This is a genomic window from Motiliproteus coralliicola (assembly GCF_003345655.1).
Taxonomy (GTDB): Bacteria; Pseudomonadota; Gammaproteobacteria; order Pseudomonadales; family Balneatricaceae; genus Motiliproteus; species Motiliproteus coralliicola.
Map to the genome: position 1 here is coordinate 77,675 of NZ_QQOH01000006.1, position 25,983 is coordinate 103,657.

Genomic DNA, 25,983 nt, shown 5'->3' on the forward strand with positions numbered 1-25,983 from the left:
ATTACTGAGAGGCTGTTATGTCTGCTTCGGCTACCGTTATTGAAGACGGTTCGGTACTCAGCCGGGCCGATCGGCTCTATTTTCGTGTCGAGTCGCTGCTCAATCTGATCAGCGGGTTGGTCATTTTCCTATTGGTGTTGCTGGCCACCACCAATGTGCTGGGTCGCTGGATCTTCTCGGCCCCGATCAGCGGCTATGTCGACTGGGTCGAGCAGGCGATGGCCTTTATCGCCTTCTTCGGCATCGCCTACACCCAGCGGATGGGCGGCCATATCCGGATGGATATTCTGGTGGGCCAGCTGCGCCGACGCTGGCTCTGGTTCACCGAACTGCTGACCACGCTGCTGATGCTGCTGGTCACGATGGTGTTGATCTACGGCTCCTACCTGCATTTCTGGCGCGCTTACTCCATTGGCGACTCGTCGCTGGACATCAACCTGCCGACCTGGCCGGCCAAGCTGGTGGTGCCGGTAGCGCTGACCGTCTTAGCCCTGCGACTGCTGCTACAGCTCTGGGGCTACTGTCGCGCGCTGAAAGAAGGCGGTGACGAGCCGGTGGCCGTGCCGCTGATTGAAAGCGCCGCCGAAGTCGCCGCCAAAGAGGCCGAATCGGTCAGTGGCCACGATGATGAGGAGATACGCTCATGAGCAGTTTATTTGAAACCATGGGCGCGATGGACTCGACCCAGATCGGACTCTGGGTCACTGGGGCGATGTTGGTGTTCGTGGTGCTAGGCGTCCGGGTAGCCTTCGCCGCCGCAATCGCCGGTTTCCTCGGCCTGTTGTGGATCTTTTCGGCCAAGCTAGGCTTCGAGAAAGGCTTTCTGGTGGCGGTCAAAATGGCCGGTACCATCCCCCACTCCAAGGTCTCGTCGCTGGCGCTATCGCTAATCCCGACCTTTATTCTGATCGGTTTTTTGGCCTACCACGCCGGGCTGACGCGAACCCTGTTCGAAGCCGCCAAGCGCTGGGTCGGCTGGTTGCCGGGCGGCATGGGTGTGGCCACAGTATTCTCCACCGCCGGCTTTGCCGCCGTGTCCGGGGCCTCGGTCGCCACCTCGGCGGTATTCGCCCGTATTGCGGTGCCGGAGATGCTCAAGCTCGGTTATGACAAGCGCTTCGCTGCTGGGGTGGTCGCGGCCGGGGGCACCCTGGCCTCCTTGATCCCACCGTCAGCGATCCTGGTCATCTACGCCATCATCGTCGAACAGGATGTCGGCGCGTTGCTAATGGCCGGCTTCCTGCCCGGCGCCGTCTCGGCACTGATCTACGGCGGTCTGGTGATCATCCTGGCGATGACCCGTAAAGACTTCGGCCCGCCGGTGACCGGCTATAGCTGGAAGGAGCGGTTCGAATCGCTGCCCGGTGCAATGCCGATCTTCTTCGTCATCGCGATCATCATGGTCTGCATCTACGGCGGTGTCGGTACCCCCACCGAAGCCGGTGCCCTGGGTGCCTTCGTGATTCTGTGCATGGCGATCTGGCACGGTAGCCGTTGGAAGGAGCTGAAAAGCTCGCTGATGGAAACCGCCAAGCTGTCGGCGATGATCTTCGCGATCATCTGGGGGGTACTGATCTACGTGCGCTTCCTCGGCTTTGCTGATCTGCCGTCGACCTTCTCCGACTGGATCGTCAGCCTGGAGCAGAGTCCGATGCTGACCCTGCTGCTAATTCTTTGCGCCTACGCGGTGCTGGGGATGTTTATGGACGCGATCGGGATGCTGCTGCTGACCCTGCCGGTGGTCTACCCGGCGATCATCGCCCTCAACGGCGGCGAAGCGGTCAGTGCCGCCGATTCGGCCTTTGGGGTTTCCGGGGTCGGTTGTGCGATCTGGTTCGGAATTATCGTGGTGAAGATGGCCGAGCTGTGCCTGATCACCCCGCCGATCGGTCTGAACTGCTTCGTGGTCGCCGGAGTGCGGCCGGAGTGTTCGGTGCAGGACGTATTCCGCGGCTGCCTGCCGTTCTTTGTCGCCGACGTGCTGACCATCGCGGTGTTGATCATGCTGCCGGGCATCGTGCTCTGGCTGCCGGGGCTGATCGGCTACGCCTGATCTGCTACCTCCTCCGCCGCTGCCATAGGCTGCCGGCGGAGGAACTCAACTCTCCGTTGCGCGGGCTTTCGCGCTGGCCTTCGCGCCGGCCGTCTCGCCCTCAGGCCACTCATTGGCACTGAGGCCATTGACGCAGCACTCCTCCTTCAGAAACGCCAGCAATGCATCCAGCTCCCGATATTGCGAGGTACAGTAGAGCGTCCGCCCTTCTCGCCGCTGCGCCACCAGGCCGACCGACATCAATCGGTTCAGGTGATGGGACAGGGTCGAACCCGGCACCCCCAACGCCGCCTGGATCTCGCCTACCGGCACCCCTTGATGACCGCCCCGGACCAGGTACCGAAAGATCTCCAGCCGGGTCTTATGGCCCAATTCCGCCAACCGCTTGGCCGCTGTCTCAATCTCCATCGCTCACTCCTGCTGTCGAATATTTCGATCATACTAGAAATATCTTGACAACCCAATTCGCTAGGCCGAGAATAATTCCACAAACTTGGAAATATAGAGCTGGCAGCCCTTCTGGGTTCTGCCATTTTCTTTGGATATTTATTTCGATAAATCTAGAAATACGAGATTATCACCATGATTGAACAACTCACCGTCTACTTCCAACACCCCGAAACCCAACTGATGCTGCGCGAAAGCGGCTTGATGTTTTTGCAGCTGTTCACCGAACTGACCGGGTTGTTCCTGCTGATCAGCTTTGCCGTCTCGCTGATCAACCAGAAGCTGCCGGCAGAAAAGATCCAAGGCCTGCTGGGTGCCCGCCGCGGTCGCGGCTACCTGACCGCCGCCGGACTCGGCGCCGTCACCCCGTTCTGCAGCTGCTCCACTATCCCGATGCTGATCGGGCTGCTGAAAGCGCGCGCCGGTTTCGGCCCCACCATGACCTTTCTGTTTACCTCACCGTTGCTGAACCCGATCGTGATCGCGCTGTTTATTCCGGTGCTGGGCTGGCAACTGACCGCCTGGTACGCGGTACTGGCGCTGGTGATCTCGATCGGTGCCGGGGCCCTGCTGCAACGCCTGGGCTTCGAGCGCTACATCAAGCAGCAACTGCTCAACAGCAACAGTGGCGGTAAATGCAGCAGCGGATCAGAAACCGATAGTGGCAAAACCGGTGGTTGCGGCGAAACCGCCTCAGAAACCCAAACCAGCTGCTGCGCCAGCTCATCAAAGCCGGCGCCTAAGCCGAGCAAGTGGCGTGAAGCCTGGCAGGAGAGCTGGGAGCTGTTCCGCTCGATGTTTCCCTACATGCTGGTGGCGATGCTGATCGGCGCCTTCGTCCACGGCTTCATCCCGGCCGAATACTTCGCCGAAGTGGCCAGCGCCGATAACCCGGCGGCAATCCCGACAGCGGCGCTGATCGGTATCCCGCTCTATATCCGCGTGACCGCGCTGCTGCCGCTGGTGGCCCCGTTCGTTGCCAAGGGCGTCAGCCTGGGCGCCATTATCGCGCTGGTGATCGGCAGCGGCGGTGCCAGCCTGCCGGAGGTGATCCTGCTGAAGCGGTTGTTCTACTGGCCGCTGCTGGCCGCCTTCCTGCTGGTGATCTTCAGCATGGCGGTGATCGGTGGGTTCAGCTTTAACTGGATCGCCGGCTGAGGGAGGGCCATTGCGCAGCGATGAGAAGCGCGGGGTTAGAGGTTTACTGCGTCGATGATGCCGTTCTGCTTCAGCACGCCATGGATCTTTCTGCTGCGCTTGGCCAAAGCATGAATATCTCCAAAACTGGGTATGTCGCCGGCATTGAGGCGGCATTCCCAGTCGCTCACTTCCGTATCGAGAAACTCCATAAGTTTTTTAGAACAGCCCGTGCAGGGGCCCTGGCACAGAGTGGAGGTCGGGGTATCGAAGGGTACCTGGGTGCGGATCTGGACAATCAGATCCTGCATCGCGGTTTGTAAACCGGGCTTAGGCGATCGTGTCATAGCAGCTCCAGAAGGGTGAATCCGAAAGGCGATTTGCCGATGACTGCGGCTCGACAACCAGGATCACTGATTGTCGGTGTGGCTATTCTGCCGATCTCAACCGATCGAATAAAGACAAGGCATTTGATATTACTTATCGAAATTATCGATAGATTAGCTATCAGAGCGGGCCGGAAGACTAGCGATCAGTTGCTCGCGCAACCAGCGGTGGGCCGGGCTGTCGTGGTATCGCTTGTGCCAAACCAGATAGATATCCAGCGGCGGCGTCTCGAACGGTAACGGCCGCTGGGCGATACCTTCCAGATGATCTCCGCCAAGCAAGCTAGGCAGCGTCGCAATCAGGTCGGTGCCACGAATAAAATCCCAGATACCGGCAAAATTGGGCAAGGTCAGAAAGATATCGCGCTCCAGGCCGAGGGCAGCAATATCGGCATCGATCTGCATCCGTTTCGTCCCAGACAAGCTGATCGCGACATGCTGTGCCTGCTGATAGGCCTGCGGTGAGGCCGGTGCAGTACGAACCCCAGGATCGAAATAGCAGGCGAAGTGATCGCTCAGCAGACGGCGCTGAATAATATCGGAGGCCTCAGGGGGATGGGGGGTCAGCATCAACTGGCAATGATCCTGACGAAGGCTTTCTGCATCAGGCACCTGCGACGGTATAACACTGAAACTCAGGCCGGGAGCCTGGCGACGCACGCGTTTAAACAACCCTGGTAACAGATAATCCCGCTGATAATCGTTGGCCGCCAGGATAAAGTGCTGGCGGGCAGTTGCCGGATCGAAAAGGGATCGACTACCAAACTGGCGTAAGCTATCGAGGCTGCAACGCGCCGTTTCGGCTAACTCCAAGGCGGTACTGGTCGGTGCTATACCGCGACCGGCCCGAACAAACAGCGGGTCGCCGGTGATCTGGCGCAGCTTATCGAGGGTATGGCTGACGTTCGATTGCGACGTCCCCAGACGAACGGCGGTACGGCTTATCGAACCCTCCTCCAGCACCAGCAGAAACAGTTGCAATGCCTTACCATCCAGTTGCAGGTAACCCGACTCACTCATCGCTTCGCCTTATTCATCATCACACGCCCAGCCCACGCCTAAACATTGTGCCGACTGGTCCGATTTATGGCCAGTCAGAAGCCTGACGCCAGCTAGGTCAGGTACTCGATAACCCACGCTTTACCGATATTGGCCGGATGTTTTCTTTAACGGAAGACTATGAAAGACTTGAGCAATATCGGTAAGCCCTGATCGACCGCTTACCGTAGCGCCGAACGGTCATAGGCTCGGCAAGGGACTGCAACAATGGAGACGATGACATGCGCGAAATCCTCCCTGACGCTCTAGTTTCGACGAGCACATCCCTGCCCGTGAAGAAAGTATGGTCCAGCGTCCCTATTTTTCACCAATCGTTTGACAGATTGTCACAAAAACACAAACTAAACAGTTAGTTACAAAAACACAAAAGAAATCAAGCGCGGGATATATGGAATTCCCGTTAATAATTGTTATGAGGACGTAGCCCTCATAACCAGACTGTTATGGCCAAATAAATTGAGTACATACTATGTCCGGTTTTACCGATGAAGAAATGTTTCTAAATAACTTAGGTGCTAACTCTTTTTTACGCTTTTGGAGTTGGCCGAATCTATTTAGGGATCAGGGAGATAGTAATAGTGGCGGTGATGGAAAAGAGATATGTGACCTGACGGTTGTATTTGAAGAAAACGTGTTGCTTTTTAGTGATAAACGAATTGAATTTAATAAGGAAAAAGATGTAGATGTTGCATGGTCTCGTTGGGCGAGAAAAGCAATAGGAGATTCAGTAAAACAAATTAATGGAGCTAGAAGGTGGCTTGAAAAACATCCTGACAGGGTATTTGTAGATAAAAAGTGCAAATATAAAATTCCAGTAAAAGTACCGGAAAAGAATGAAATTAAGTTTCATAATATAGTGGTATGTCATGGGATAGAAGAGGTTTTAGCTTCATTTAATAATGAGGCATCATTTATGTTCGACAATTCCATACACGGAAATACACATTGGAATAAAAATGAAACTACTCCGTTTTGTGTTGGACAAATATTTGAGGGAGATTTTGTACACGTTTTTAACGAATCGACAATAGAGCTAGTACTAAAAGAATTTAACACAACCAAAGATTTCACCCACTACCTGAGTCAGAGAGAGGAATTGTTAAGCTCTGATAAGCATATCAGAGTGTTGTCAGAGTCTGACATGATTCAGCTCTACTACGAAAATTTTGATGAAGAAAAAGGTGGTAGATCTATATGGCCTAAGGAGCTTATTGAAGCTGATAGCGCTGTAATTGATATGGGAGGAATTCAGAGGTTATATGAAAACCCCTCATTTCTAGCCAAAAAACAAGAAGATAAAATTAGTTATTTCTGGGATGACTTGATAGAAAGTTTTTCATTTCATGTTTTAAACGGTTCCGCCGAACATATAAGCTACGAGCATCCGATAGAAGCAGAACCAAGTATTAGGTTTATGGCGGCTACTAGCCGATTCGAGCGTCGTATATTGGCGAATGCGTTCAAAGATTTCTATGAAAAGGCAATTCCTGGACAGAGAGGCACAAGGGTTTGCCTAGATCCTGCAAATCAGGAAAATGCATACGTATTTTGTCTGGTTCCTCGCCATCACAGTTTCCCTTCCATTGATGAATACAGGGAAGTTAGGAGAGGGATGATTCAAGACTATTGTGCAATTAACAAATACCTTAATAGAAGAATAAAAAGCGTATTTGGTATTGCTTGCAAAACCAGAGAGGAAGGTCAATGGTTATCCCCAGAGTTTTTCAACGAGGGCCAGGACTTTGTATTGCTATACGGTGATGACTGGGAAGAAAATGACTATTTAGAAGCAAAGAAAATACATGACAAATATGTGTCTCATGGCCTATTGGTAGATCGAAGTGTGCATATGGAAACAATAAATGAGTTCCCTGAAGGGCATTCAGGATTTAGAAAAAAGATTGATTTTAAAGGAAAAGACCGAAATTCACCGTGTATCTGCGGTAGTGGTAAGAAGATAAAGAAGTGCTGCGGCCGGCCATAACAATTAGCTTGAGAGGGACTTGATGTTCCCCCCCGGCTGTGCCGGACTCCACTGAACTATTTCGTTGTACGTAAGGATACTATGAAGTACGAATATGCATTGAAAAAAAATGGCAGCGGTGAGTATGAACGTGTTTACCCAAGCTCTCTACATGATGCGGTATTTAGGGAATCACTAAAGAGTGAAATTTTGCTGGATAGTGAGAAGAAGGTTCGTCTTTATGCCAGATATAGAAAAGATGCTCCCCATTTTTATTCTCGTAGCGCTATCCGTAGGCGCCTAGCGTCAAAACCAAAGGATACGACAGCTCATGACAAAGAAATTAAGTCGCTTGTTACATTTGGCAATAACGCAGACCCTTTAACCATTGGGTATTATGATTTTCCGAATGAAGAAAAGGAGTTTCAGGAAACATATCGACTACGTGACTATGAATGGGATAGTGAATGTAGTTATGTAATTGATAGAAACAATTATGTCCAATTTGATGTCTTAGGAAGATCGAAGAAAATTGGACTTAGAGAAAGACAGCCTTTAGTTGCGATAGAAGTAGTTGATACCCATTTTCTTGACAAGAAGTCTTTTAACAAAATAAGGCAAATGACTAAATTCAACCCTTTGGTTGTAGTTATTTACTTCTTATTTGGAGGTGGAAAGCTAAATCATAAAAAATATACTCGTGGAAATGCAGCAAGATTAAGAGCAAATTTCTACATAGAAGATGGCTCGTTCTGGATTGGCAAATATAGATTGGAAGAAAAGCACTTCAGCAAGAAAATCAACTTCAGAGATGAAAATGATTATTATGATGCGGTTAGAGCCTTAGAAGTAAACGAGTATACTAGGCAAAACGTACAACAATAAAATGCAGCGGACTCGTAAACTCGCCGCTGATTTTGGCGTTAGCGATACTGTATGGAAGCCCCGAGAGCAAAAGGAAATATTGGTTGGCCGCAAAGATCTTCACAGGTTTTATTACTCTGCTGCTGGTTTTAGAAGCTATCGCAGCATCAGTCTGCGTACCAAAATATGAAAGTATCTTTACTGGTTTTGGTGCAAAGCTCCCCCTTTTCACTGAAGTCATCGTGGCTAGTACCTTTTGGATTTGGCTGCTCCCCTTAACTGCCTTGGGCATCATCTATCAGCGAATGCCTGAGGGTAAAAGCTACGTGCTCCCAGTGCTTTTTATCTTTGTCCTAGGCGTGCTATATCTACCCGCAGCACTTTATGGTCTCTATTTACCAGTCTGGGAATTAGCGGAGGCTCAAGCCCAATGATCGCTAACAAGTGACTATGGTCCCTCGGCAACGAATAGCCCCGCTCCGCCGGTCTTAGACTGGCATCAAGCACCTAAGGAAACCCTATGCGACATCTCATTTTTCTCTCCTTACTAGCGCTTAGCAGCTTCGCCTTTTCCAATGAAGAGCTGCTTATTGAGAACCCAGATCAGGTGGCGCAGCTGAGTAACGTCCAAGCAAACCTGGATATTGTTTCTACTGCGGTCATGGCTTGTATTGAGTCTGGCAACGGACATTCAGACTGTCTGTGTCAAAACCAAAAGGCCATCATCCAGTTCAACACTAGTGTTGAAACACTTTTTCACAAGTACCCCGAACTAATAAACCATGATTTAGTCAGGTTCATGTCATCGGACGGTGAGTGGGTTACTCAGAGTCTTCAGGGGATTTCAAAACAAGCCGGTGCCGGCGTGCTATCTTGCAGTTAGCAACGTGGTAAACCCTAGCCCTACAGCAGGCTTAGGGCTCCGTAGCCAAGCTTGCTCTGTCCCTTCAATGCCGTGTTATAGGTCATGACTCCAATCACCTACCTTCAAGATATGTGGCAGCTTGCCATCGATGGCCAAACCCAAGGACTATGGTTCTGGATAACCCTCTATGCCTTTATCACCTGTACCTACTCGCTGATCTTTCAGTTCAGAACCAGAACCTGGCCGTCTACAACCGGCGAGTTGGTTGCGCTTGGGGTTGAGAAGATCGGCGGTAAGGAGCCGGTGAGATCAAACCAGGAGTACCTGATTGAGTCTCTATACAGCTACCGCGTTGCCGATATGGAGTACGCAGGGAAACGAATTTCCCCCTGGATCTTTGTGGCCAGCCACAACCTCAAGGCGATTCTGGAAAAGCAGCTGTCATCGATCCAACAACTGCCCGATGGCAAGGTTAAGGTTTTCTATAATCCGAACAACCCAAAGAAAAGTTACCTTATCGTCGCCAGCAAAACGGGCATCGCGATCACTTTTTTGATCAGCACCCTGCCGCTGGCTTTATATGTTTATAGCTACCATGGCTAGAACAGGATTAACGAGTTAACCAAGCTGCCAACGATGGACTGGATCACCGAAGCCAAGCGTTTGTTCCGAATGGAGAAGCCGGAACACTTCACCAACTATCGGCATTGTGAAGAGTGTGAGGAGCACGATCAGACCTTGATCGGTGCGACGCTAGACAGCATTGGCCTGGAGGAGCTGGGCAACCCGGGCTGGGATCCCATCTGTTTCGCCACCAATGAGGGCAAGAAGTACTACATGCCGGCGTTGATTCGGCTCAGCCTCGAGACCCTCGATAACGACTTCTACTTTGCCCAGTTGCTGTTTCACCTCGAGTACGACGGCGAGAACAACGATCTGTTTCTATCCTGTAGCCCAGAGCAGCGCGCATTTATCGGTTCATTTATTGAGTTTTTCGTTCTGAATCACGCCGAGGCGCTGGAGCAGAACTACAGCGACAGCGAGGCGTTGAGGGCTTATGGAATTTGGTCAAAAACACCCGAGTAAAGTCGCTAAGCTCAGCCTCTGTGATCGCGATCTATCCTTTACGGCCGGTTCCCTTGAACAGGGTCCTAGAAGCGCTCTACTCGGTCTAACCCCATGCCAATGATTCCAGCAGGCTATCTGTACAAGTCGGTGGTCACTAAGCCCGATTGGCTGGAGTCCGACCGAATCAAAGCAATCTATTCGCTCAGCGGTTGTGTCTCCGAGGACTTTTGCGACTGGATCGACCACTGGAAGCATAATGGCTACTGGCTGTTTGATTCACCCGACGTGATGGAGGCGCTGGCAGCGGCCAACGGTATCGATCTTAAGGGCATGACGCTGTTCTTTTACCGCGTCTATCACCGGCAGTGGAACCAACAGACGGGCAGCTGGGAAAGTTTTCAACCGGAGGCCTCGTTACCAACCCAGGTTAAGCTTCCCGAGCGCGCTGTAGCGGCGGGCTATGATGTCACCAGTTTCAGTACTCAGAACGCGGCCGAGTGCTCGCCACTGTCGTGCAACCTGATGGCGCAGGAAATTACGGTGAATAAGTACTGCCTGTTAAGCTCACTCGAAGCCGCCAAACGACTCATCGAATCCGGCACCTTTGCCCAGTGCGAGCCGGGACCGTACCGGATCGTTGAGGTATGCCGCATTGAAAAGATCTGACAACTCCATAAAATCCCCCACCGAACCGTCTGCCGGACATTGACCCAGCCGGCAACCAGAGCGGTATTTCTCTGTAGCGTGGAACATCCGAGATGGACTGGAAGGTATTTTTAACGATTTTTGGTGCGGTGTTTGTCGCCGAGCTCGGCGATAAGACTCAACTGGCGACGATGTTGTTCGCCACTGATAAAGCGGTCAGCAAATACACGGTCTTTTTTGCCGCCTCCGCAGCCCTGATCGTCGCCTCGGCTCTTGGGGTTCTCGCGGGATCACTGCTGTCGGAGTACATCAACGAGAAGTACCTGCACTATATCGCCGGGGTCGGCTTTATCGGCATCGGTATTCTGACTTTGTACAATGCCTAACGGCGGAGACTGTTAGTCGGTGGAGGAGCCACCTCCCCCACCGGTTTAGTGCCGGTTCATCCCTTAGTGGTGATGATGGGCTTCGGTCAATTTCAGACCCGGCGCCGGACCTTTCAGGTCATGGCTGTCCTGCCCTTCCTTCGGAATTTCGACCCAGCGGTTTTCACCCTTGTCACACTCCTGAATCGTTTTCAGATGCAGAGTCTGACCCGGCTCACCCGCCAGCTTGGCGCGGAACACAAACTCGTCGTACTGACTATCTAGCAGGTTGCCGCCGCTCCAGACGATCTCACGAACATCTTCGGTGATGCTGGTGCCGTAGTAGTCGTAGGGCTCGTCCAGTTTTTGCTTGACTGTTTCCAGGGTCCAACCGGCCTTAGGCATCGGCTTGGCCTTGCGCAGCTCGGTCGGTAGCTGAATTCTTACGGTGTGGGTGGCGCTACCTTCGCAGCCATGGCCGATGCGCATTACCGCCTTGTAGTGGCTGCCGACAGCGGCTTCCTGAACCTCCAGCGAAGCATGGGCGGAAGCTGTCATCGAGTAGCTACCAGCCAGGGTTGAAGCCAAAATCAAAGCGATAGGGGTTAACGATTTCATCAAATTCGTCCTTACAAAAATCAACAAGGTTTCGTTGCCGGCAAAGGGCAACGAGCAGGCCGGCAGCTAGGCGTCAATCAGGCGAGCCGCCGGCAATCATTCAGCGTGTTTGTTGAGATTAGGCGGTCGGCGGTGCACGAATTGGGGTGCTGAGCGACCGAAATGCACGGATGTGGCTACCGTAATCGGTAGCTAAGAACGAAAGCTCGGAAGGTTGAAAGTCTTGAAGTGGCTCGGAATGGATCACCGCACCGAGCATGCTGCTCAGGGTACAGGTGCTGCACTGTTTCAAGGCCTCGACGGAGGACGAACTGCCTTGCGGATCTTCGGTCACGGAGACCTTTTTCAGCCCCTCCGTTGTACAGACAAGGACGTAACGACCCGCCTCATCGGCGACGATCAGATTAGCGGCGGAGTGGGCATTGCCGATCAGGGCATACTGGGCGAAAAGCAGGATAGCCAAAAACCAGCTGACCCGCCGTTTTAGCCCTGTGTTCCAGACCCTGTGACTCATTCGCTGTTGAATCCGTTTGGTTGAATTCGCCCGATAGACCGCTGCCAATGTGGTAGTTAAGACGTCCGATTCGGCAGATCAATTGGTTAGGGATTGTATCAATGCGGAGGGTTCAGTTATAGCGAATAAAGCAACATCACTCTCTATTTTTCATTACAGATCAACATCTTAGAAAACACTTAATTAAGATAAGCTTATTAACAACAAGCTCTTGATGCTATGACTGAAAAAAGAAAAATGGGAGCCGAAGCTCCCACTTGATTGGGTGAAATTACGGTCGAATCATCCCGGCTGCTTCACCTTGCGCAGGTAAGGTTTGACGGTATCCCAGCCATCCGGGAACATCGTCTCGGCCTCCTCATTGCTGACCGCCGGCACGATGATCACATCTTCTCCGTGCTGCCAGTTCACCGGAGTGGCCACCTTATGCTTGGCGGTAAGCTGCATCGAATCGATCACTCGCAGGATCTCATCGAAGTTACGCCCGGTGGTCATCGGATAGGTGATCATCAGCTTAATGTTCTTATCCGGCCCGACCACGAAGACCGAACGAACCGTCGCGTTGGTCAGTGCGGTACGCCCTTCTGCGGTGCCCGCTTCATCGGCCGGAAACATATTGTAGAGCTTGGCGATACTCAGGTCGGTATCGGCAATCACCGGGTAGCTCACCGTGCAGTTACCCACCTCTTCGACATCCTTGAGCCAGGCGACATGGTCATCCAGCGGGTCGATACTCAGGCCGATGATCTTGGTATTACGCTTTTCAAATTCCGGCTGGATCTTGGCCATATAACCCAGCTCGGTGGTGCATACCGGCGTGAAATCCTTAGGGTGGGAAAACAACACAGCCCAGCCATCGCCAATCCACTCATGAAAGTCGATCCGTCCCTGGGTCGTATCCGCCTGAAAGTTAGGCGCCTGATCATTGATTCGTAAAGCCATCGTTTTTCTCCTCGTTAATCCCCCCCAGTAAAGTTCGCTGCCAGACGACCAACTTGGCTTTCTAAGGGTAGTCGAGCGCAGAGGAGCTGCACCATTAAGGTGCCAGCGATGGCCGCTTGTGATCTCGAAAAACGCTAGCGTTGCAGCGATGCGGTCAGGGCGCCGGCGCCGATCAGGGCCGAGCCGCTAAGGCGATTGAAGCGCCGTTGGAAGCGCTCCGAACGGGCTTTGGAGCGCAAGTAACCGGCACCGAAGCCGTAACAGCAGACGGTGAAGACCGACACCAGTTCGAAGCTCATCATCAGAATCAGCATCTGCGGCAAAGCCGCCGACTCGGGGCTGAGAAACAGCGGAAAGAACGCCATAAAGAACAGGATGCCTTTCGGGTTCAGTGCGGTGATCAGAAACGCGCGCCGGTACAGCGCCCCCCAGCCGGGACTGTTATCGGTCTCGCCAACCGGGGAATCCATCTCCAGCTGCATCGGTTTGACCGGTGAACGCCAGGCCTTGATGCCCAGATAAACCAGATACAGGGCCCCCACCAGCTTCAACAACGTAAACAGCTCAGCGGAGGCGGCCAGAATTGCGCCGACACCGATAAACGACAGCGTCATCACCAACAGATCGGCGCTCATGGTGCCCAGCATCAGCGGCAACACCGCCCGATTGCCCTGATGCAGCGACTGCCCCATCACAAAAATTGTGGTTGGACCGGGGGTCAGACAGAGCAGCAGTGCGGCGGCCATAAACGAAAGCCAGACTTCCAGGCTCATCAAGATCTCCTCAGGTTTATGCGGGCAGGTGATAACGGGGTTGCGAACAGACCATAGTAACCCGAACCGGCGGTTTCGGCACCAGCTCGTGGTACGCCCGTCGAGGAGGCGTAACACGGGTTCTGGGCTACATTGAAGGGTAACGGTTTCACGTGATGGATAATCACCTTCGGCGCGCACGATCTGACACGGTGGCCGCCGCAAGGGGCGATCAACATGGCCAACACCACTGCCGATTACCGCTCAAGCCACGGCACCGCCTCCAAGCTGTTGCCGTTCGGCCTGCTCGCCTATGCCGGCGCAGCCCTGTCACTGCTGGCCTGCTACGCTCAGATTATTGCCTCACTGGTGGCACCGCTGTTTGGTATTACCACTGCCCTTTACCCCGATAACCCAGCCATTAACCCCCACTTTCAGGCAGTATTGATGTGGGTGTTTGGCCTGGTGACGGTGATCGGATTATCCCGAGACCGGGCCCAGAGCAGCAGACAATACCCATTGGTCGTTGGCGTTTGCGGCCTGCTGGTGATCGTCCTGACGCTCTATCTCTACTATGACGTCAGGATACTGATTCTCGGTTACATACTGCTGATCGTCGCAGCACTGCTGAATCAGAACGCACGCCTGCTCACGTTGAGGCGCCAGGTTGCGGCCCAGGCGCGGGAGCTGGAAACGATCAACCAGTCGTTGGAACAGCGTGTTACCGAGCAGGTCAACGAGATTGGCCGGCTGACCCGGCTGAAGCGTTTTCTGGCCCCCGAAGTGGTCGACCTGATCGTCACCCAAGGCAAGGAACCCCTGCTCAACAGCCATCGCGGTTATATTGCCACCCTGTTCTGCGATATCCGCGGCTTTACCTCCTGCTCGGAGCGGATCGAGCCGGAAGAATCGATCGAGGTGCTGCAGCGCTACCACGAGCATATCGGCCGACTGATCAGCCAGCATCAGGCCACCATCGATCACCGGGCCGGTGATGGTCTGGTGGTGTTCTTCAACGACCCGCTGCCCTGCCAACAACCGGTGTTGTCGGCCCTCAAGCTGGCGCTCGAGATCCGCAGCAGCTTCGATCAGCTCAATGTCGACTGGCACAAGCGCGGCTACAACCTGGGTCTTGGCGTCGGTATCGCCAGCGGTTACGCCACCCTGGGTACGGTCGGCTTTGAGGATCGCTACGATTACACCGCCAACGGCAGCTGCGTAAACCTCGCCTCCAGACTCTGCGATGAGGCCGCCAGCGGGCAGATTCTGATGGACCACAACAGCTACCTCGAGGTCGAGCAGCAGGTCGAGGTCGCGCCCGCGCGGGAGTTTCGGCTGAAAGGGTTCAGCCAGGAAGTGAGCGCTTACGAGGTCGTGGGGCTGCGGGATACCGGCGTCGGAAAGGTAGAATCCGCGGATTAAAAGTCTCGCCGGTAGGGTTCGTCGGCGATCAGCTGGTTAAGTTGCTTAAGCACCTGCTCAATCTGCTCGCGACCGGCACGATCGAACAGGTAACTGCCCAGGCCGGAGGCCATCGGTTCGGTATCCGGATCGCCCTGGGTCAGCGCCACGCAGCGTAGCCGGATCTGTTCCAGCTCCGGATCATGATAAAGCGGATAGCCGATAAACAGATCCCACTGGGACTGGCGGGCACTGCCGTCGATGACCGCCTGCAGCAGTTTGACGACCTCTTTGCGATTGGGGCGATAGCGACTGCGCGGACTGCGCGACACCACCCAGGCCAATAGCCCGATCACCACCAGACTGAACAGGAAGGTGATCAGGATCTCCATGGTTCAGGCGCCGGTTTTCACTGTTGGAAGCGGTAATCCGCCAGTTTGCGGGCCGCCTCAAGAATGGCGTCGTGGTGTTGCTGCTCCAGCGCCTCACGCTCCTGGGTCAGCTCGAAGCGTTGCTTGAGCTTGAGCTTTTTCCACTCATCCAGAATCGGCATATGACTGGTGGCGTTGAACATCTCATTGATGATGCTGAAGTCTTCGTGACGATGCAGTTGCGGCGCCAGGTGATCGAGCAGTTTCTTCAACCGGATGCAGCCTTCGGCCAGCTCGCACTGCTCGTCGATGATCGCCAGCGAGATCACCTTGACACTTTCGATCAGATAATCGCGCTGCTCCTGAGCCTTGGCCTTGGCTTCCTGCACCAGCTTCTCGTGGGCTTCTTGCGCTTTACGCTGAGTTTTCAGCTGCCAGCGGATCAACAGCAGTAACCCCACTACCAGGCAAAGGCCGATAAATACCAGGGTCAAAAACATATTCTGCGCCATCACGTCACTCCCCAAAAATCAGCGCCTATTGTAGCCGCGTGCTTCCTAGTTATGACACAGCGATTGCAAAAAAACTCCAACACCGCCTGATTCAAGCTGCCGCTCCAGCCGGTAGATCGGCTACCGCCGCTTTACCATTTTTTACGCCCTGCCCACTTCTAAATTAGCAACTTCTTAATTAAGATGGCGGCAAATTTTCTCGGAGATCCCTCATGCTGCGTAATACCAAGTCCGGCTACGGCTGGGTCGCCATCACTTTCCACTGGCTCAGCTTCGCCCTGTTGATCCTGCTGACCTTAAAGGGCCTGTCGTTCGAGGATATGCCCAAGGGGCCGGAGAAGCTGGCCCAGATCGGCAATCACAAGAGCATGGGGACTATTTTCATGTTGTTGATTCTGGCCCGGCTGGGCTGGCGCGCCGCCAACCCGAAGCCGACCCCGCTGGGCGATAATGCCAAGATGAACCGGATCTCGGCCATGGTCAGCGGTGCCCTTTACGGGCTGCTGTTGATCCAACCGTTGAGCGGCGCATTGATGTCCCAGGCCAAGGGCTACCCGGTTCAGGTGTTCAACCTGTTTGAAATGCCGATACTGGTCGGCGAAAGCGAAACCCTGGCCGGACTGTTCAGCCAGATCCATCACACCGCCTGGATGCTGATCGTGGCTCTGGTGCTGCTGCATGTGGTCGCTGCCCTGAAGCACCACTTCGTGGCCCGCAACGACACCCTGAAGCGGATCTTCGTGCCGCGCCGGGGTTAGTCCATCGACAAGGGCGTCTAGGCCGAGCGGCTTAACGCCCCAACCTCCAGTAGCTGTTGCAGCTCCGGTACGCAGGAGCCGCAGTTGGTCCCGCACCGAAGCTCGTGCCCCAGCTGCTCAACCGAATCGGCCCCGGCCGAGACAGCCGCCTCGATCTGCCGCTGACCCACCTGAAAGCAGCTGCACACCACCGCCCCCTTGGGCTCGGCCTGACAATCGCGCCCACTGAGCAGACGGCGGCGCTGCTGCCGGTCCAGACTGGCCAACGCAAACATCTGATCAACCCAATCCGGGTCGATCCTCTGCTCCGAATCGATCACCAGCAACAACCATTGCAACTGCCCCTGCTGAATGCCAGCGGCACGAAACTGGCCCTGCTGAGCATCGGCCAGCCACAGCGTCGGTTGCCCCATGGCTTGCCGGCACCAGCGAGGCCAATCCGCCATCGCCTGCTCACCGGCTAGCCGATACAGTTGGCTGTGGACCAGTGGCGTTCTGGCCCAGTAATCGACTTCAGGTTCAGTCTCCAGCGGCTCACGCACAAACAGGCAGGCCTGCCAGCGCTGCTCAAACGGCTGCAACGCCGCCACCCCGTGCTTGGATTCGGGCTGGCCGCTGAGCGGGTCGGTCACCGGCGCCATCAACGCACCACTGCGCCCCTGGCTGCAGAACTGCTGGTTCCAGTGCATCGGCACAAACAGATTGCCGCGCCGCAGCCCCTCATCGAAACGCAGCCGACCGACAAAACGCCCCTGGGCATTGTGCAATCGTGCCAGCGCCCCCTCGGCCAGTTGCTGCTGCTTGGCATCATCCGGATGGATCTCGATAAAGGGTTCCTGGCGGTGCTGAAATAACGGCGCCGCCAGCGCGGTACGGGTCATGGTGTGCCATTGATCGCGGATCCGGCCGCTGTTGATGATCCAGGGGTGCTGCTTGTCGGGCTGTTGCTTGGGTTTGGATGGGCTGACCGCCAGCATCCGTGCCTTACCATTGGGCGTCACAAAACGGCCATCGGCGAACAGTCTCGGCGTCCCTTCGGGGCAAGCGGCGGTCACCGGCCACTGGATCGGCTGCAGCGCGTCGTACTGCTGTTGATCGAGCTGGGCCAGTGCGCTGATATCGAAGATCCGCTCGCCCCGGTTTTCAAATCCCGACAGCGCCGCGTGTTCGCGGAAGATCTCCACCGGGCTCTGGTAAGCGAAGGCCTTTCCGTACCCGAGCCGCTGGGCCACCTGCGATAGAATCCACCAGTCCGGCTTGGCCTCCCCGCAGGGGGGCAGTAATCCCCGCTGGCGCGAGATACGCCGCTCGGAGTTGGTCACGGTGCCGTCCTTTTCGCTCCAGCCCAGCGCCGGCAGCAGAATATCGGCGGTACGGCTGGTGTCGGTATCGGCTACGCAGTCCGACACGATCACGGTTTCGCAACCGGCCAGCGCCCGTGCCACCCGGTCCGAGTCCGGCAGGCTGACCACCGGGTTGGTGCCCATGATCCAGATCGCTTTGACCTGGCCCCGCTCGATCGCTTCGATCAGCGGCACTGCCATCAAGCCGGGTTGGGTGGCGATGTTGGGGGCTTTCCAGAACCGCGCCACCGTGTTGATCTGGTCGGCCCGGTCAAAGCCCATATGGGCCGCCAACTGGTTGGCCAGACCGCCGACCTCACGCCCGCCCATGGCGTTGGGTTGGCCGGTAATCGAAAACGGCCCGGCACCGGGCTTACCGATTCGACCGGTCAGCAGGTGGCAATTGATGATGGCATTGGCGTTGTCGACCCCGTGGGAGGATTGGTTCACCCCCTGGGAGAACAGCGTCACCGTCTTCGGAGAGTCGGCAAACCACTGATAGAACTGCTTCAGCTCGGCGCTATCCAGATCGCAGTCGGACTCGGCACGGTTCTGCCGTGCCTGATTGCGGACCTGGGCCCAGGCCGCCTCAAATCCCTCGGTATGCTGCTGCACAAAATCACTGTCGATCTCACCCTGCTCGACCAGATAATCGAATAGGCCGTTAAACAGGCTGATATCACTGCCCGGTCGCAATGACAGCTGTAGATCGGCCAGTTCACTGGTGGCGGTGCGTCGCGGATCGATCACCACCACCTTCATTTCGGGTCGGTTGGCCTTGGCCCGGCTCAGACGCTGGAACAGCACCGGGTGATTCCAGGCCGCGTTGGAACCGACCAGCACCACCAGATCGGCCAGCTCAATATCTTCATAGTTGCAGGGCACCGCATCGGCGCCGAGGGCACGCTTGTAGCCCGCCACGGCCGACGACATGCACAGACGGGAGTTAGTATCGACATTGGCACTGCCGATAAACCCCTTCATCAGTTTGTTGGCCACATAATAATCTTCGGTCAGCAACTGGCCGGACAGATAGAAGGCCACCGAGTCCGGTCCGTGCTCCAAAATTGTGCGTTGCAGTCGTTCTGAGACCTGATCCAGTGCCTGTTGCCACGACTGCCGCTGGCCATCCACCTGGGGGTAGTGCAACCGCCCGGCTTCACCCAGGGTCTGTCCCAATGCGCTGCCTTTAACACAGAGGCGTCCAAAGTTGGCAGGGTGTTCGGTGTCACCGGACAGCGACAATCCGCCGACCTTATCGGTTTCAACAGTCAGGCCGCAGCCCACGCCGCAGTAAGGACAGGTGGTTTTCATCGTCATACGGTTCTCCATTGATTCTGCTGCCTGACAGGCAAAAAAAAGCCCGACCGGCATGGTACCGGTCGGGCAACGTTGCCCTTCGAATCCGCAGGTGGTCAGAGACACTGACGGATTCCCTACATAAAGGTGGTTGGCTCCGGGAAGAGCCAGGGCAACAAGGTGCTCCCCAAGTAATACTTAGCAACGGCCGTGCCAGCTTTTGCAACGCAACAATTTCTGACCAAAACATCGCCGTGGCACAAAATCTGCAACATTCGATCGGCAACATCACAACCACATCGACTTATGACCTTAGGATCACGATGACCCAGTCCAGCCTCGACATACTGCTGATCGACGACGAGCCTCAACGCGCCGAAGCGTTGATCGGTACGTTGCGCACCCAGGGCTATCGGGTGATCGAACACCTTTGCAGCACCGAAGGTCTGAGCGGGCACGTCGACCGAATTCGCCCGGATATCATCCTGATCGATATGGATAACCCGGACCGGGACACGCTGGAGAGCATGTCGGCGGTGCATCGGGACCACCCCCGTCCGGTGGTCTTCTTCGCCGAAGCGGAATCCGACAGCCAGACCATCAAAGCCGCCATCCAGGCCGGAGTCAGTGCCTATATCGCCGATGGTCTGAAACCGGATCGGATTCGACCGATCATCGACTCCGCCATCGCCCAGTTTGAGACCTACCACAGCCTGCGACGGGAGCTGGAGCAGACCCGCACCGAGCTGGCCGGCCGCAAACAGATCGACCGGGCCAAGGCGCTGCTGATGAAGCACCAGAGCTGTGACGAGGATCAGGCGTACCGGACCTTGCGCAAACTGGCGATGGACCGGAATCAGAAGCTCGGCGTGGTGGCCGCCGACGTGATCAAGGTATTGGAAGCGCTGGCGTAACCCGGCGATAGACCGGAAAGAGACCATAGACAAGGAGCCGAGATGGCCGAGCAACTGAAACTGGGATTCGTACCGCTGCTGGATTGCGCCCCGCTGGTGGTCGCACGGGAGCAGGGTTTGTTTCGCGAACAGGGGCTGAACGTGGTGCTGAGCCGCGAAGCCAGCTGGTCGTCGATCCGCGACAAGCTCAACTACGGTCTGCTCGACGGCGCCCAGATGCTGGCCCCGATGCCGTTGGCCGCAACCCTGGGGCTGGGCAGCCCTGCGCTACCCAGCTGCAGCCTGATGTCACTGAGTCGCAACGGCAACGCCATCACCTGCTCGGTGCCGTTCTACCAACGGCTGTACGAACAGGCCGACGGAGAAACCTCACCTACAGCGTTGGGCTCGGCACTACGCCAGCAGCTATCGCAGCTCGGGCGTAAGCCGGTGTTTGCGACCGTCTACCCCTACTCCAACCACCACTATCTGCTCAGGGACTGGTTGAGCCGCAGCGGCATCAATCCGGATACCGAGATCGACTGGCGCGCCATTCCCCCGGCGCAGATGATCACCGCGCTGGCACAACGTCGGATCGATGGCTATTGCGTCGGGGAACCTTGGAATTCACTGGCGGTACTGCAAGGCCACGGCCTGATCGTCGCGCCGGGTCAGCAGCTGTGTCCGGAGGTGCCGGAGAAGGTGTTCGCCGTGACCCAGGCCTGGGCAGAGCAGCACCCGGAGTCTTGTGCGGCGCTGATCCGGGCCCTGTATCAAGCTTGTCACTGGATCAGTCAGTGCCGCGATAAGCAGGCCTTGCTGGAGTTATTGGCGCTGCCCCCTTATCTGGATCACAGCCTGCTGCCGCTGTTGGAAACCGGTTATCAGCATCACTGGGGCTCGGCGCCGCTTCACCAGCAGTTCTTCGACCCACAGATGAACGCTCCCAGTCCGTTGCAGGGACAATGGTTGGTACGACAGATGCTGGCAGCCGGTCAGCTCAGCGCCGCCGATGCGGAACTCGCCAACCGCCGCTTACTGCCGCAGGTGTTCCGGATCGATCTGTTTGAACAGGCAACCCGGGCGATGATGCCCCAGGCCTAAGTCTGTTCGACCTCAGTGCCGGAAGTCGCTTCCGCGTGTTTCGACTCAGGAAGCATCGCGGTCAGTGCCGGGTTGCTGTCAGCGTAGATTCGGCTCTGGGGGCGTCCGATATGGTAGCCCTGGCCCAGGTCGATATTGATCTCCCCAACCGCCTGCAACACCGCATCATCCTCGATGAACTCGGCCACGGTACGGGCACCCAGATCTTTGGCCAGCTGGGCAATACAGCGGACCACACTGGCATCGCGTTCGGAGTTGATCATGTTGGAGACAAACTCCCCTTCGATCTTCACATAATCGATCGGGAAGTGCTTCAGGTAGTGGAATGACGAGAAGCCGGAACCGAAATCATCCACCGCCAACTTGAATCCGGCACTCTTGAGGTGCTTAACAAAGCGCTCCAGCAGCGCCAGGTTCTTGACCGTGTCTCGCTCGGTCATCTCAAATACGATTCGGCCCGGATCGATACCGGTCTGGCGGGTCAGTTCGCGAATCTGCGGCAAGAACTCCGACATCACCAGCGAGCTGGGCGACAGGTTGATAAATACCAGTCCCGGGAACCCTTCATCCTGGACCTGCTGCAACGCCCGCTCGATCACCACCAGATCGAGGCTATGGATCAGCCCCATCGACTCGGCGACTTCGATAAATTCGTGGGCGCCCATCAGCCCGCCATCCTCGAGTCGAATCCGGCTCAACACCTCCACCGCTTCGATCTTACGGCCCTGCAGCCCCATGATCGGCTGGAAGAAAGGCGTGATCTGCTTGTTCTCGATCGCCGACAGGATGATCCGACTCTTCTGATTCAGCTCCTTGAAGGTTTCCAGCACATCTTCGTTGCTGGGCACGCAGGCGCGGTTCTTACCCTCACGCTTGGCCTTGCGCATGATGTTCTCACCGAACATCAACAGATCACGGGAATTATGGGCGTGGTCGGGATAAACCGCGGTGCCGATCGACACCGAGCTGCGAACCGACTGATCGCCGGAGGCTGTCATCTCCAGTTCATTGACCGCCTCCAGGATTCGATTGGCAACATGTTGGGACTGCTGCATATCATCGCCCGGCAACACCACGGTATAGCGGTCGCCGGCATAGCGCGACAGAATATCTTCGGTGCGCAACACCGATTTGATGGTTTGGGCCACCTGCTGCAGGCACTGATCGCCGAAGCCATTGCCATAGGCATCGTTGATCGACTTGAAGTTGTCGAGGTCGAGTACCAACAGCGCCACCTTCGAACGATCCCGTTTACAGCGCGAGATCTCGTTGTCCATCAGTTCCCAGAACATGCGCTGGTTATACAGGTCGGTCAGCGAATCGCGGGTGGCGTAATACTCCATATCGCGGGTGTATTTGTAGATCGCCTTGACCGAGCCGACCACGTTCAGCATCGTCGACAGGATGCTCTCGGTTACCAGCATCCGGGTCTGGTCGGCCACCACATCGCTGTGCACCCCGATCCCGACGATACCGCCCAGCTTGGGAGTTTCCAGCAACAAACTCTTGGTCTGGAAACGAATATCTTCCAACGCCAATTCGACCGGTTCGGCAGACTCATTCGCCACGTGATGGTTGACCTCAAGCAACGCGGCTTCATGGAAATGGGGGGATTGACTCAGGTTCTGACGAATCTCCCGCTCCAACCGCTCGCGGGTCTGCGGGGTCGGTGGCTGCAGCCAGAAGATCTCCAACCCCAGCACTTCGTCGTCAACCTTGAAGATGCTGAACAGGTTGCTGGCATTGAGTACCTGGTTAATCTCCTGCAGCAGTTCGCAGACATGGTAGTGCCAGCCCTGGATCACCTCGGAGGTGATCACAAAGCGCTCCAGCAAGCGGATCTCGAACTCCAACAGTTCTTTATCAACCGCGATCGCTCGGGTCTTGTCGGTGAGGCGCTCAAATTTGGAGAAGATTCGCTGCAGGTCGGTAAAGCCCAACTCGGAGCGATCGAACTTCAGCTGCGACAGATCAGACAGAGATTGCACCTGGTCGATACGCTGCTCCAGCAGCACCACCGAACGGTTGATCCGGCGGTTGAGTAACCGCACCACCCAGATCGCCAACAACAGCGGGATCGGCGCCAGCCACAGCAGGTTGGTCAGCAGCTCGCTGCGGGCACCGGCCAGCATCGGACCGAGATCCTGACGAATCTCGAGGACGCCGAGCACCTCACCTTCATTGACCTGTCGATGACACTGGATGCACTGTTGGCTGGCTTTTAGCGGGTAACTGTAGCGGACCTGATCCTGCTCAAAGCTATGCAGCCGCGTACCGGCCAACAGGCTACGCAACACAAAGCTATCCGGTTCCGGCCCCTGGCTATAACCAATATCCTGTTCGATCAACTCGCTTCGAAACAGGCGTACCTGCAATGCGCTGTTGCCGTCACCCTGATTGATCTGCTGCAGCAGGCTGGCCATTTCGGCTCGACTGATGCCACGGTCCATCGCCGCCGTGAGATCATCAAAGATCAACTCGGCACGGCTGTCGGCAATCGCCCGACTACTGTCACGCAAGGCACTATCGTAGGCCTGACTGGCCCCAAGATAGATGATCAGGAACCCCAATACCGAGAACAGTAATGAGATCCGCAGAATAAAGGCGCGAATTGAACAGTTGGAAAAATAGCGTTTTAGGACATTCGACATCACTTCTGAACTCCCAGAGTCACGGCCGGACTGCACCGCGACAACACACTCTAGGGAATCTATTCGAAAACACCATAACGCAGATCAATACTTCTAGCTTTTGTATTGATCCTAATACGGTTTTTGACTTTAACACCGAACGCCTTCCCTAGCGAAAGACCTGATCCTAACAAGGGATTATTCGCTTTACAAAGCCCATACGGCAATTGTGACTAAAGTTTAGCTTGTAGGGCCCCAAACTAGTGCACCGACACAACTCTTGTGCATCGCAACAGAGCCATCAAAGTGAGATAACTCAATAAAACCACCCATAACAAGCTGTTTTTAAAGACTAATAAAAACTGGCACAAGTAATGCTTTAACAATTTCAAAGGCACTTGCACCCGCTGCTGTGTTCGACAATCCGACCTCTTAGGCAAAGGCGCCGCAACCCCAGGGAACTCCCTGCGGGCACGGCGCCTTTTTATTTGAGCCAGTACCAAGCGGTTGTGCCGAAGATTTTGAACTTCATCAAGGAGCTAGTTATGAAACTGTCCAAGCTGACCACCGCCATCGCTTCGGTCACCCTGAGCATGACTCTGAGTACGGCCGTCGTGGCCGAGATCGGTGAACCGGAGAAGGAAGACCTTAAGTTCGGCTTTATTAAGCTGACCGATATGGCACCGCTGGCAGTGGCCTATGAGAAACAGTTCTTCGAGGACGAAGGCCTTTACGTGACCCTGGAAGCCCAGGCCAACTGGAAGGTGCTGCTGGACCGGGTTATCGATGGTCAGCTGGACGGCGCCCATATGCTGGCCGGCCAGCCGCTGGGAGCCACCATCGGCTACGGCACCGAGTCTCACATCATCACCGCCTTCAGCATGGACCTGAACGGCAACGCCATCACCGTTTCCAATGACATCTGGGATCAGATGAAAGCCAATATCCCCATGGGTGACGACGGCAAGCTGGTCCACCCGATCAAGGCCGACGCGCTCAAGCCGGTGGTCGACAGCTACAAGGACGAAGGCAAGCCCTTCAACATGGGCATGGTGTTCCCGGTGTCGACCCATAACTACGAGCTGCGTTACTGGCTCGCCGCCGGCGGTATCAACCCCGGTTACTACGCCCCCCATAAAGGCGACACCTCGGGCCAGATCGACGCCGATGCGATGCTGTCGGTAACTCCGCCGCCGCAAATGCCCTCAACGCTGGAGGCCGGCACCATCTATGGCTACTGCGTCGGTGAGCCTTGGAACCAGCAGGCGGTATTCAAAGGCATCGGCGTTCCGGTAGTGACCGATTACGAGATCTGGAAAAACAACCCCGAAAAAGTGTTCGGCGTGTCCAAAGCCTGGGCCGACAAGTACCCCAACACCCATATCCGGGTGGTCAAGGCGATGATCCGCGCCGCCAAATGGCTGGATGAGAACAACAACGCCAACCGTCCCGAGGCGGTCGAGATCCTGTCCCAGCCCAACTATGTCGGTGCCGACTACGACGTGATCGCCAACTCGATGACCGGCACCTTCGAGTACGAGAAGGGCGACAAGCGCGAAGTTCCGGACTTCAACACCTTCTTCCGTCACAACGCCACCTACCCCTACTACTCCGATGCGATCTGGTACCTGACCCAGATGCGCCGCTGGGGTCAGATCGCCGAGGCCAAGCCGGACAGCTGGTACATGGATATCGCCAAGAAGGTTTACCGCCCGGACATCTATGAGCAGGCCGCCAACGAGTTGATCGAGGAAGGCAAGCTGGCTGCCAGCGACTTCCCTGACTTCGGCACCGAGGATGGCTTCCGCGCCCCGCAGACTCACTTTATCGACAACGTGGTCTACGACGGCAAAGCCCCGAACGACTACCTGAAGAAGTTTGAGATCGGTCTGAAGGGCGACCAACAGATCTGATTTCATGCCTTGAACAGCATGCGTCCAGAAGAAAGTCGGACCTTTCTGCTCGCTCCAGGGACGGAGCACCTAACACCCGAA

At 55.7% G+C, this 25,983-nt stretch carries 27 protein-coding genes; 16 read left to right on the forward strand and 11 right to left on the reverse strand.

The annotated features are described in order from the left end of the window. Positions 1–17: 17 nt before the first annotated feature. Positions 18–647, forward strand: coding sequence for a TRAP transporter small permease subunit (locus DV711_RS18260; protein WP_114697189.1), 630 nt, complete (start codon positions 18–20; stop codon positions 645–647). Then, the gene (locus tag DV711_RS18265; protein ID WP_207802687.1) at positions 644–2,053 is read left to right on the forward strand and encodes a TRAP transporter large permease; all 1,410 of its coding nucleotides are present in this window, start codon (positions 644–646) and stop codon (positions 2,051–2,053) included. The genes DV711_RS18260 and DV711_RS18265 overlap by 4 nt, the downstream gene beginning before the upstream one ends. Positions 2,054–2,098: 45 nt before the next feature. Here DV711_RS18265 and DV711_RS18270 read toward each other — a convergent pair whose 3' ends face one another. Continuing rightward, positions 2,099–2,461 carry an ArsR/SmtB family transcription factor gene (locus DV711_RS18270; protein ID WP_114697190.1) on the reverse strand — a complete coding sequence of 121 codons (363 nt, stop codon included), beginning with the start codon at positions 2,459–2,461 and terminating at the stop codon, positions 2,099–2,101. 174 nt (positions 2,462–2,635) lie between these two features. On the opposite strand from DV711_RS18270, the gene DV711_RS18275 reads away from it, so the two are divergent. Further along, positions 2,636–3,658 (forward strand): permease, encoded by a 1,023-nt coding sequence (locus DV711_RS18275; protein WP_114697191.1) that lies wholly within the window; start codon positions 2,636–2,638, stop codon positions 3,656–3,658. Between the two features lie 35 nt (positions 3,659–3,693). Here DV711_RS18275 and DV711_RS18280 read toward each other — a convergent pair whose 3' ends face one another. After that, positions 3,694–3,984: a hypothetical protein gene (locus DV711_RS18280; RefSeq protein ID WP_114697192.1), complete on the reverse strand. Its 291-nt coding sequence runs from the start codon at positions 3,982–3,984 to the stop codon at positions 3,694–3,696. A gap of 153 nt (positions 3,985–4,137) precedes the next feature. Then, positions 4,138–5,043 carry a LysR family transcriptional regulator gene (locus DV711_RS18285; RefSeq protein ID WP_114697193.1) on the reverse strand — a complete coding sequence of 302 codons (906 nt, stop codon included), beginning with the start codon at positions 5,041–5,043 and terminating at the stop codon, positions 4,138–4,140. Between the two features lie 508 nt (positions 5,044–5,551). Here DV711_RS18285 and DV711_RS18290 point away from each other — a divergent pair. The 8 genes from DV711_RS18290 to DV711_RS18325 all read left to right on the forward strand — a co-directional run bounded on the left by DV711_RS18290 (position 5,552) and on the right by DV711_RS18325 (position 10,873). Next, positions 5,552–7,066 (forward strand): SEC-C metal-binding domain-containing protein, encoded by a 1,515-nt coding sequence (locus tag DV711_RS18290; RefSeq protein ID WP_114697194.1) that lies wholly within the window; start codon positions 5,552–5,554, stop codon positions 7,064–7,066. An 81-nt stretch (positions 7,067–7,147) separates the two neighbouring features. Continuing rightward, positions 7,148–7,930, forward strand: coding sequence for a hypothetical protein (locus tag DV711_RS18295; protein WP_114697195.1), 783 nt, complete (start codon positions 7,148–7,150; stop codon positions 7,928–7,930). Between the two features lie 83 nt (positions 7,931–8,013). Further along, positions 8,014–8,343 (forward strand): hypothetical protein, encoded by a 330-nt coding sequence (locus tag DV711_RS18300; RefSeq protein WP_114697196.1) that lies wholly within the window; start codon positions 8,014–8,016, stop codon positions 8,341–8,343. A gap of 86 nt (positions 8,344–8,429) precedes the next feature. Further along, positions 8,430–8,792, forward strand: coding sequence for a hypothetical protein (locus DV711_RS18305; RefSeq protein WP_114697197.1), 363 nt, complete (start codon positions 8,430–8,432; stop codon positions 8,790–8,792). An 84-nt stretch (positions 8,793–8,876) separates the two neighbouring features. Then, positions 8,877–9,377 carry a DUF3592 domain-containing protein gene (locus tag DV711_RS18310; RefSeq protein WP_114697198.1) on the forward strand — a complete coding sequence of 167 codons (501 nt, stop codon included), beginning with the start codon at positions 8,877–8,879 and terminating at the stop codon, positions 9,375–9,377. 33 nt (positions 9,378–9,410) lie between these two features. Beyond that, positions 9,411–9,860 (forward strand): hypothetical protein, encoded by a 450-nt coding sequence (locus DV711_RS18315; protein WP_114697199.1) that lies wholly within the window; start codon positions 9,411–9,413, stop codon positions 9,858–9,860. 93 nt (positions 9,861–9,953) lie between these two features. Further along, positions 9,954–10,508, forward strand: coding sequence for a hypothetical protein (locus tag DV711_RS18320; RefSeq protein WP_207802688.1), 555 nt, complete (start codon positions 9,954–9,956; stop codon positions 10,506–10,508). A gap of 92 nt (positions 10,509–10,600) precedes the next feature. Next, a complete protein-coding gene (locus tag DV711_RS18325; protein WP_114697201.1) occupies positions 10,601–10,873 on the forward strand; it encodes a TMEM165/GDT1 family protein in 273 nt (90 codons plus the stop codon). Between the two features lie 63 nt (positions 10,874–10,936). Here the strand turns inward: DV711_RS18325 and DV711_RS18330 are convergent, their stop codons facing one another. The 4 genes from DV711_RS18330 to DV711_RS18345 all read right to left on the reverse strand — a co-directional run bounded on the left by DV711_RS18330 (position 10,937) and on the right by DV711_RS18345 (position 13,699). Beyond that, positions 10,937–11,470: a YcnI family copper-binding membrane protein gene (locus DV711_RS18330; RefSeq protein ID WP_114697202.1), complete on the reverse strand. Its 534-nt coding sequence runs from the start codon at positions 11,468–11,470 to the stop codon at positions 10,937–10,939. A gap of 118 nt (positions 11,471–11,588) precedes the next feature. After that, on the reverse strand, positions 11,589–11,933 hold the full coding sequence (locus tag DV711_RS18335) for a hypothetical protein (RefSeq protein ID WP_114697203.1): 345 nt from the start codon (positions 11,931–11,933) through the stop codon (positions 11,589–11,591). 333 nt (positions 11,934–12,266) lie between these two features. After that, positions 12,267–12,926, reverse strand: a complete 660-nt coding sequence (locus DV711_RS18340; protein ID WP_114697204.1) for a peroxiredoxin — start codon at positions 12,924–12,926, stop codon at positions 12,267–12,269. A gap of 134 nt (positions 12,927–13,060) precedes the next feature. Next, positions 13,061–13,699 carry a LysE family translocator gene (locus DV711_RS18345; protein ID WP_114697205.1) on the reverse strand — a complete coding sequence of 213 codons (639 nt, stop codon included), beginning with the start codon at positions 13,697–13,699 and terminating at the stop codon, positions 13,061–13,063. Between the two features lie 216 nt (positions 13,700–13,915). Between DV711_RS18345 and DV711_RS18350 the strand changes: the two genes are divergently transcribed. Continuing rightward, positions 13,916–15,100, forward strand: a complete 1,185-nt coding sequence (locus DV711_RS18350; RefSeq protein ID WP_114697206.1) for an adenylate/guanylate cyclase domain-containing protein — start codon at positions 13,916–13,918, stop codon at positions 15,098–15,100. Here DV711_RS18350 and DV711_RS18355 read toward each other — a convergent pair. Both DV711_RS18355 and DV711_RS18360 read right to left on the reverse strand, forming a co-directional pair. Then, the gene (locus tag DV711_RS18355) at positions 15,097–15,471 is read right to left on the reverse strand and encodes a hypothetical protein (protein ID WP_114697207.1); all 375 of its coding nucleotides are present in this window, start codon (positions 15,469–15,471) and stop codon (positions 15,097–15,099) included. The two genes, DV711_RS18350 and DV711_RS18355, sit on opposite strands and share 4 nt — an antisense overlap. A gap of 17 nt (positions 15,472–15,488) precedes the next feature. After that, a complete protein-coding gene (locus tag DV711_RS18360) occupies positions 15,489–15,962 on the reverse strand; it encodes a DUF2489 domain-containing protein (protein ID WP_114697208.1) in 474 nt (157 codons plus the stop codon). A 212-nt stretch (positions 15,963–16,174) separates the two neighbouring features. Here DV711_RS18360 and DV711_RS18365 point away from each other — a divergent pair, with 212 nt between their 5' ends. Beyond that, on the forward strand, positions 16,175–16,720 hold the full coding sequence (locus DV711_RS18365) for a cytochrome b (RefSeq protein ID WP_114697209.1): 546 nt from the start codon (positions 16,175–16,177) through the stop codon (positions 16,718–16,720). A 17-nt stretch (positions 16,721–16,737) separates the two neighbouring features. On the opposite strand, the gene DV711_RS18370 is transcribed toward DV711_RS18365, so the two are convergent. After that, the gene (locus tag DV711_RS18370; RefSeq protein ID WP_114697338.1) at positions 16,738–19,383 is read right to left on the reverse strand and encodes a nitrate reductase; all 2,646 of its coding nucleotides are present in this window, start codon (positions 19,381–19,383) and stop codon (positions 16,738–16,740) included. Positions 19,384–19,685: 302 nt separating this feature from the next. Between DV711_RS18370 and DV711_RS18375 the strand changes: the two genes are divergently transcribed. Together DV711_RS18375 and DV711_RS18380 are read left to right on the forward strand one after the other, a co-directional pair. Beyond that, positions 19,686–20,276 carry an ANTAR domain-containing response regulator gene (locus DV711_RS18375; RefSeq protein WP_114697210.1) on the forward strand — a complete coding sequence of 197 codons (591 nt, stop codon included), beginning with the start codon at positions 19,686–19,688 and terminating at the stop codon, positions 20,274–20,276. Positions 20,277–20,318: 42 nt separating this feature from the next. Further along, positions 20,319–21,359, forward strand: a complete 1,041-nt coding sequence (locus tag DV711_RS18380) for a CmpA/NrtA family ABC transporter substrate-binding protein (protein ID WP_114697211.1) — start codon at positions 20,319–20,321, stop codon at positions 21,357–21,359. Here DV711_RS18380 and DV711_RS18385 read toward each other — a convergent pair. After that, positions 21,356–24,010 (reverse strand): putative bifunctional diguanylate cyclase/phosphodiesterase, encoded by a 2,655-nt coding sequence (locus tag DV711_RS18385; protein ID WP_114697212.1) that lies wholly within the window; start codon positions 24,008–24,010, stop codon positions 21,356–21,358. The genes DV711_RS18380 and DV711_RS18385 overlap by 4 nt on opposite strands. Positions 24,011–24,534: 524 nt before the next feature. Between DV711_RS18385 and DV711_RS18390 the strand changes: the two genes are divergently transcribed. Continuing rightward, positions 24,535–25,902 carry a CmpA/NrtA family ABC transporter substrate-binding protein gene (locus DV711_RS18390; protein WP_114697213.1) on the forward strand — a complete coding sequence of 456 codons (1,368 nt, stop codon included), beginning with the start codon at positions 24,535–24,537 and terminating at the stop codon, positions 25,900–25,902. Positions 25,903–25,983 lie beyond the last annotated feature (81 nt).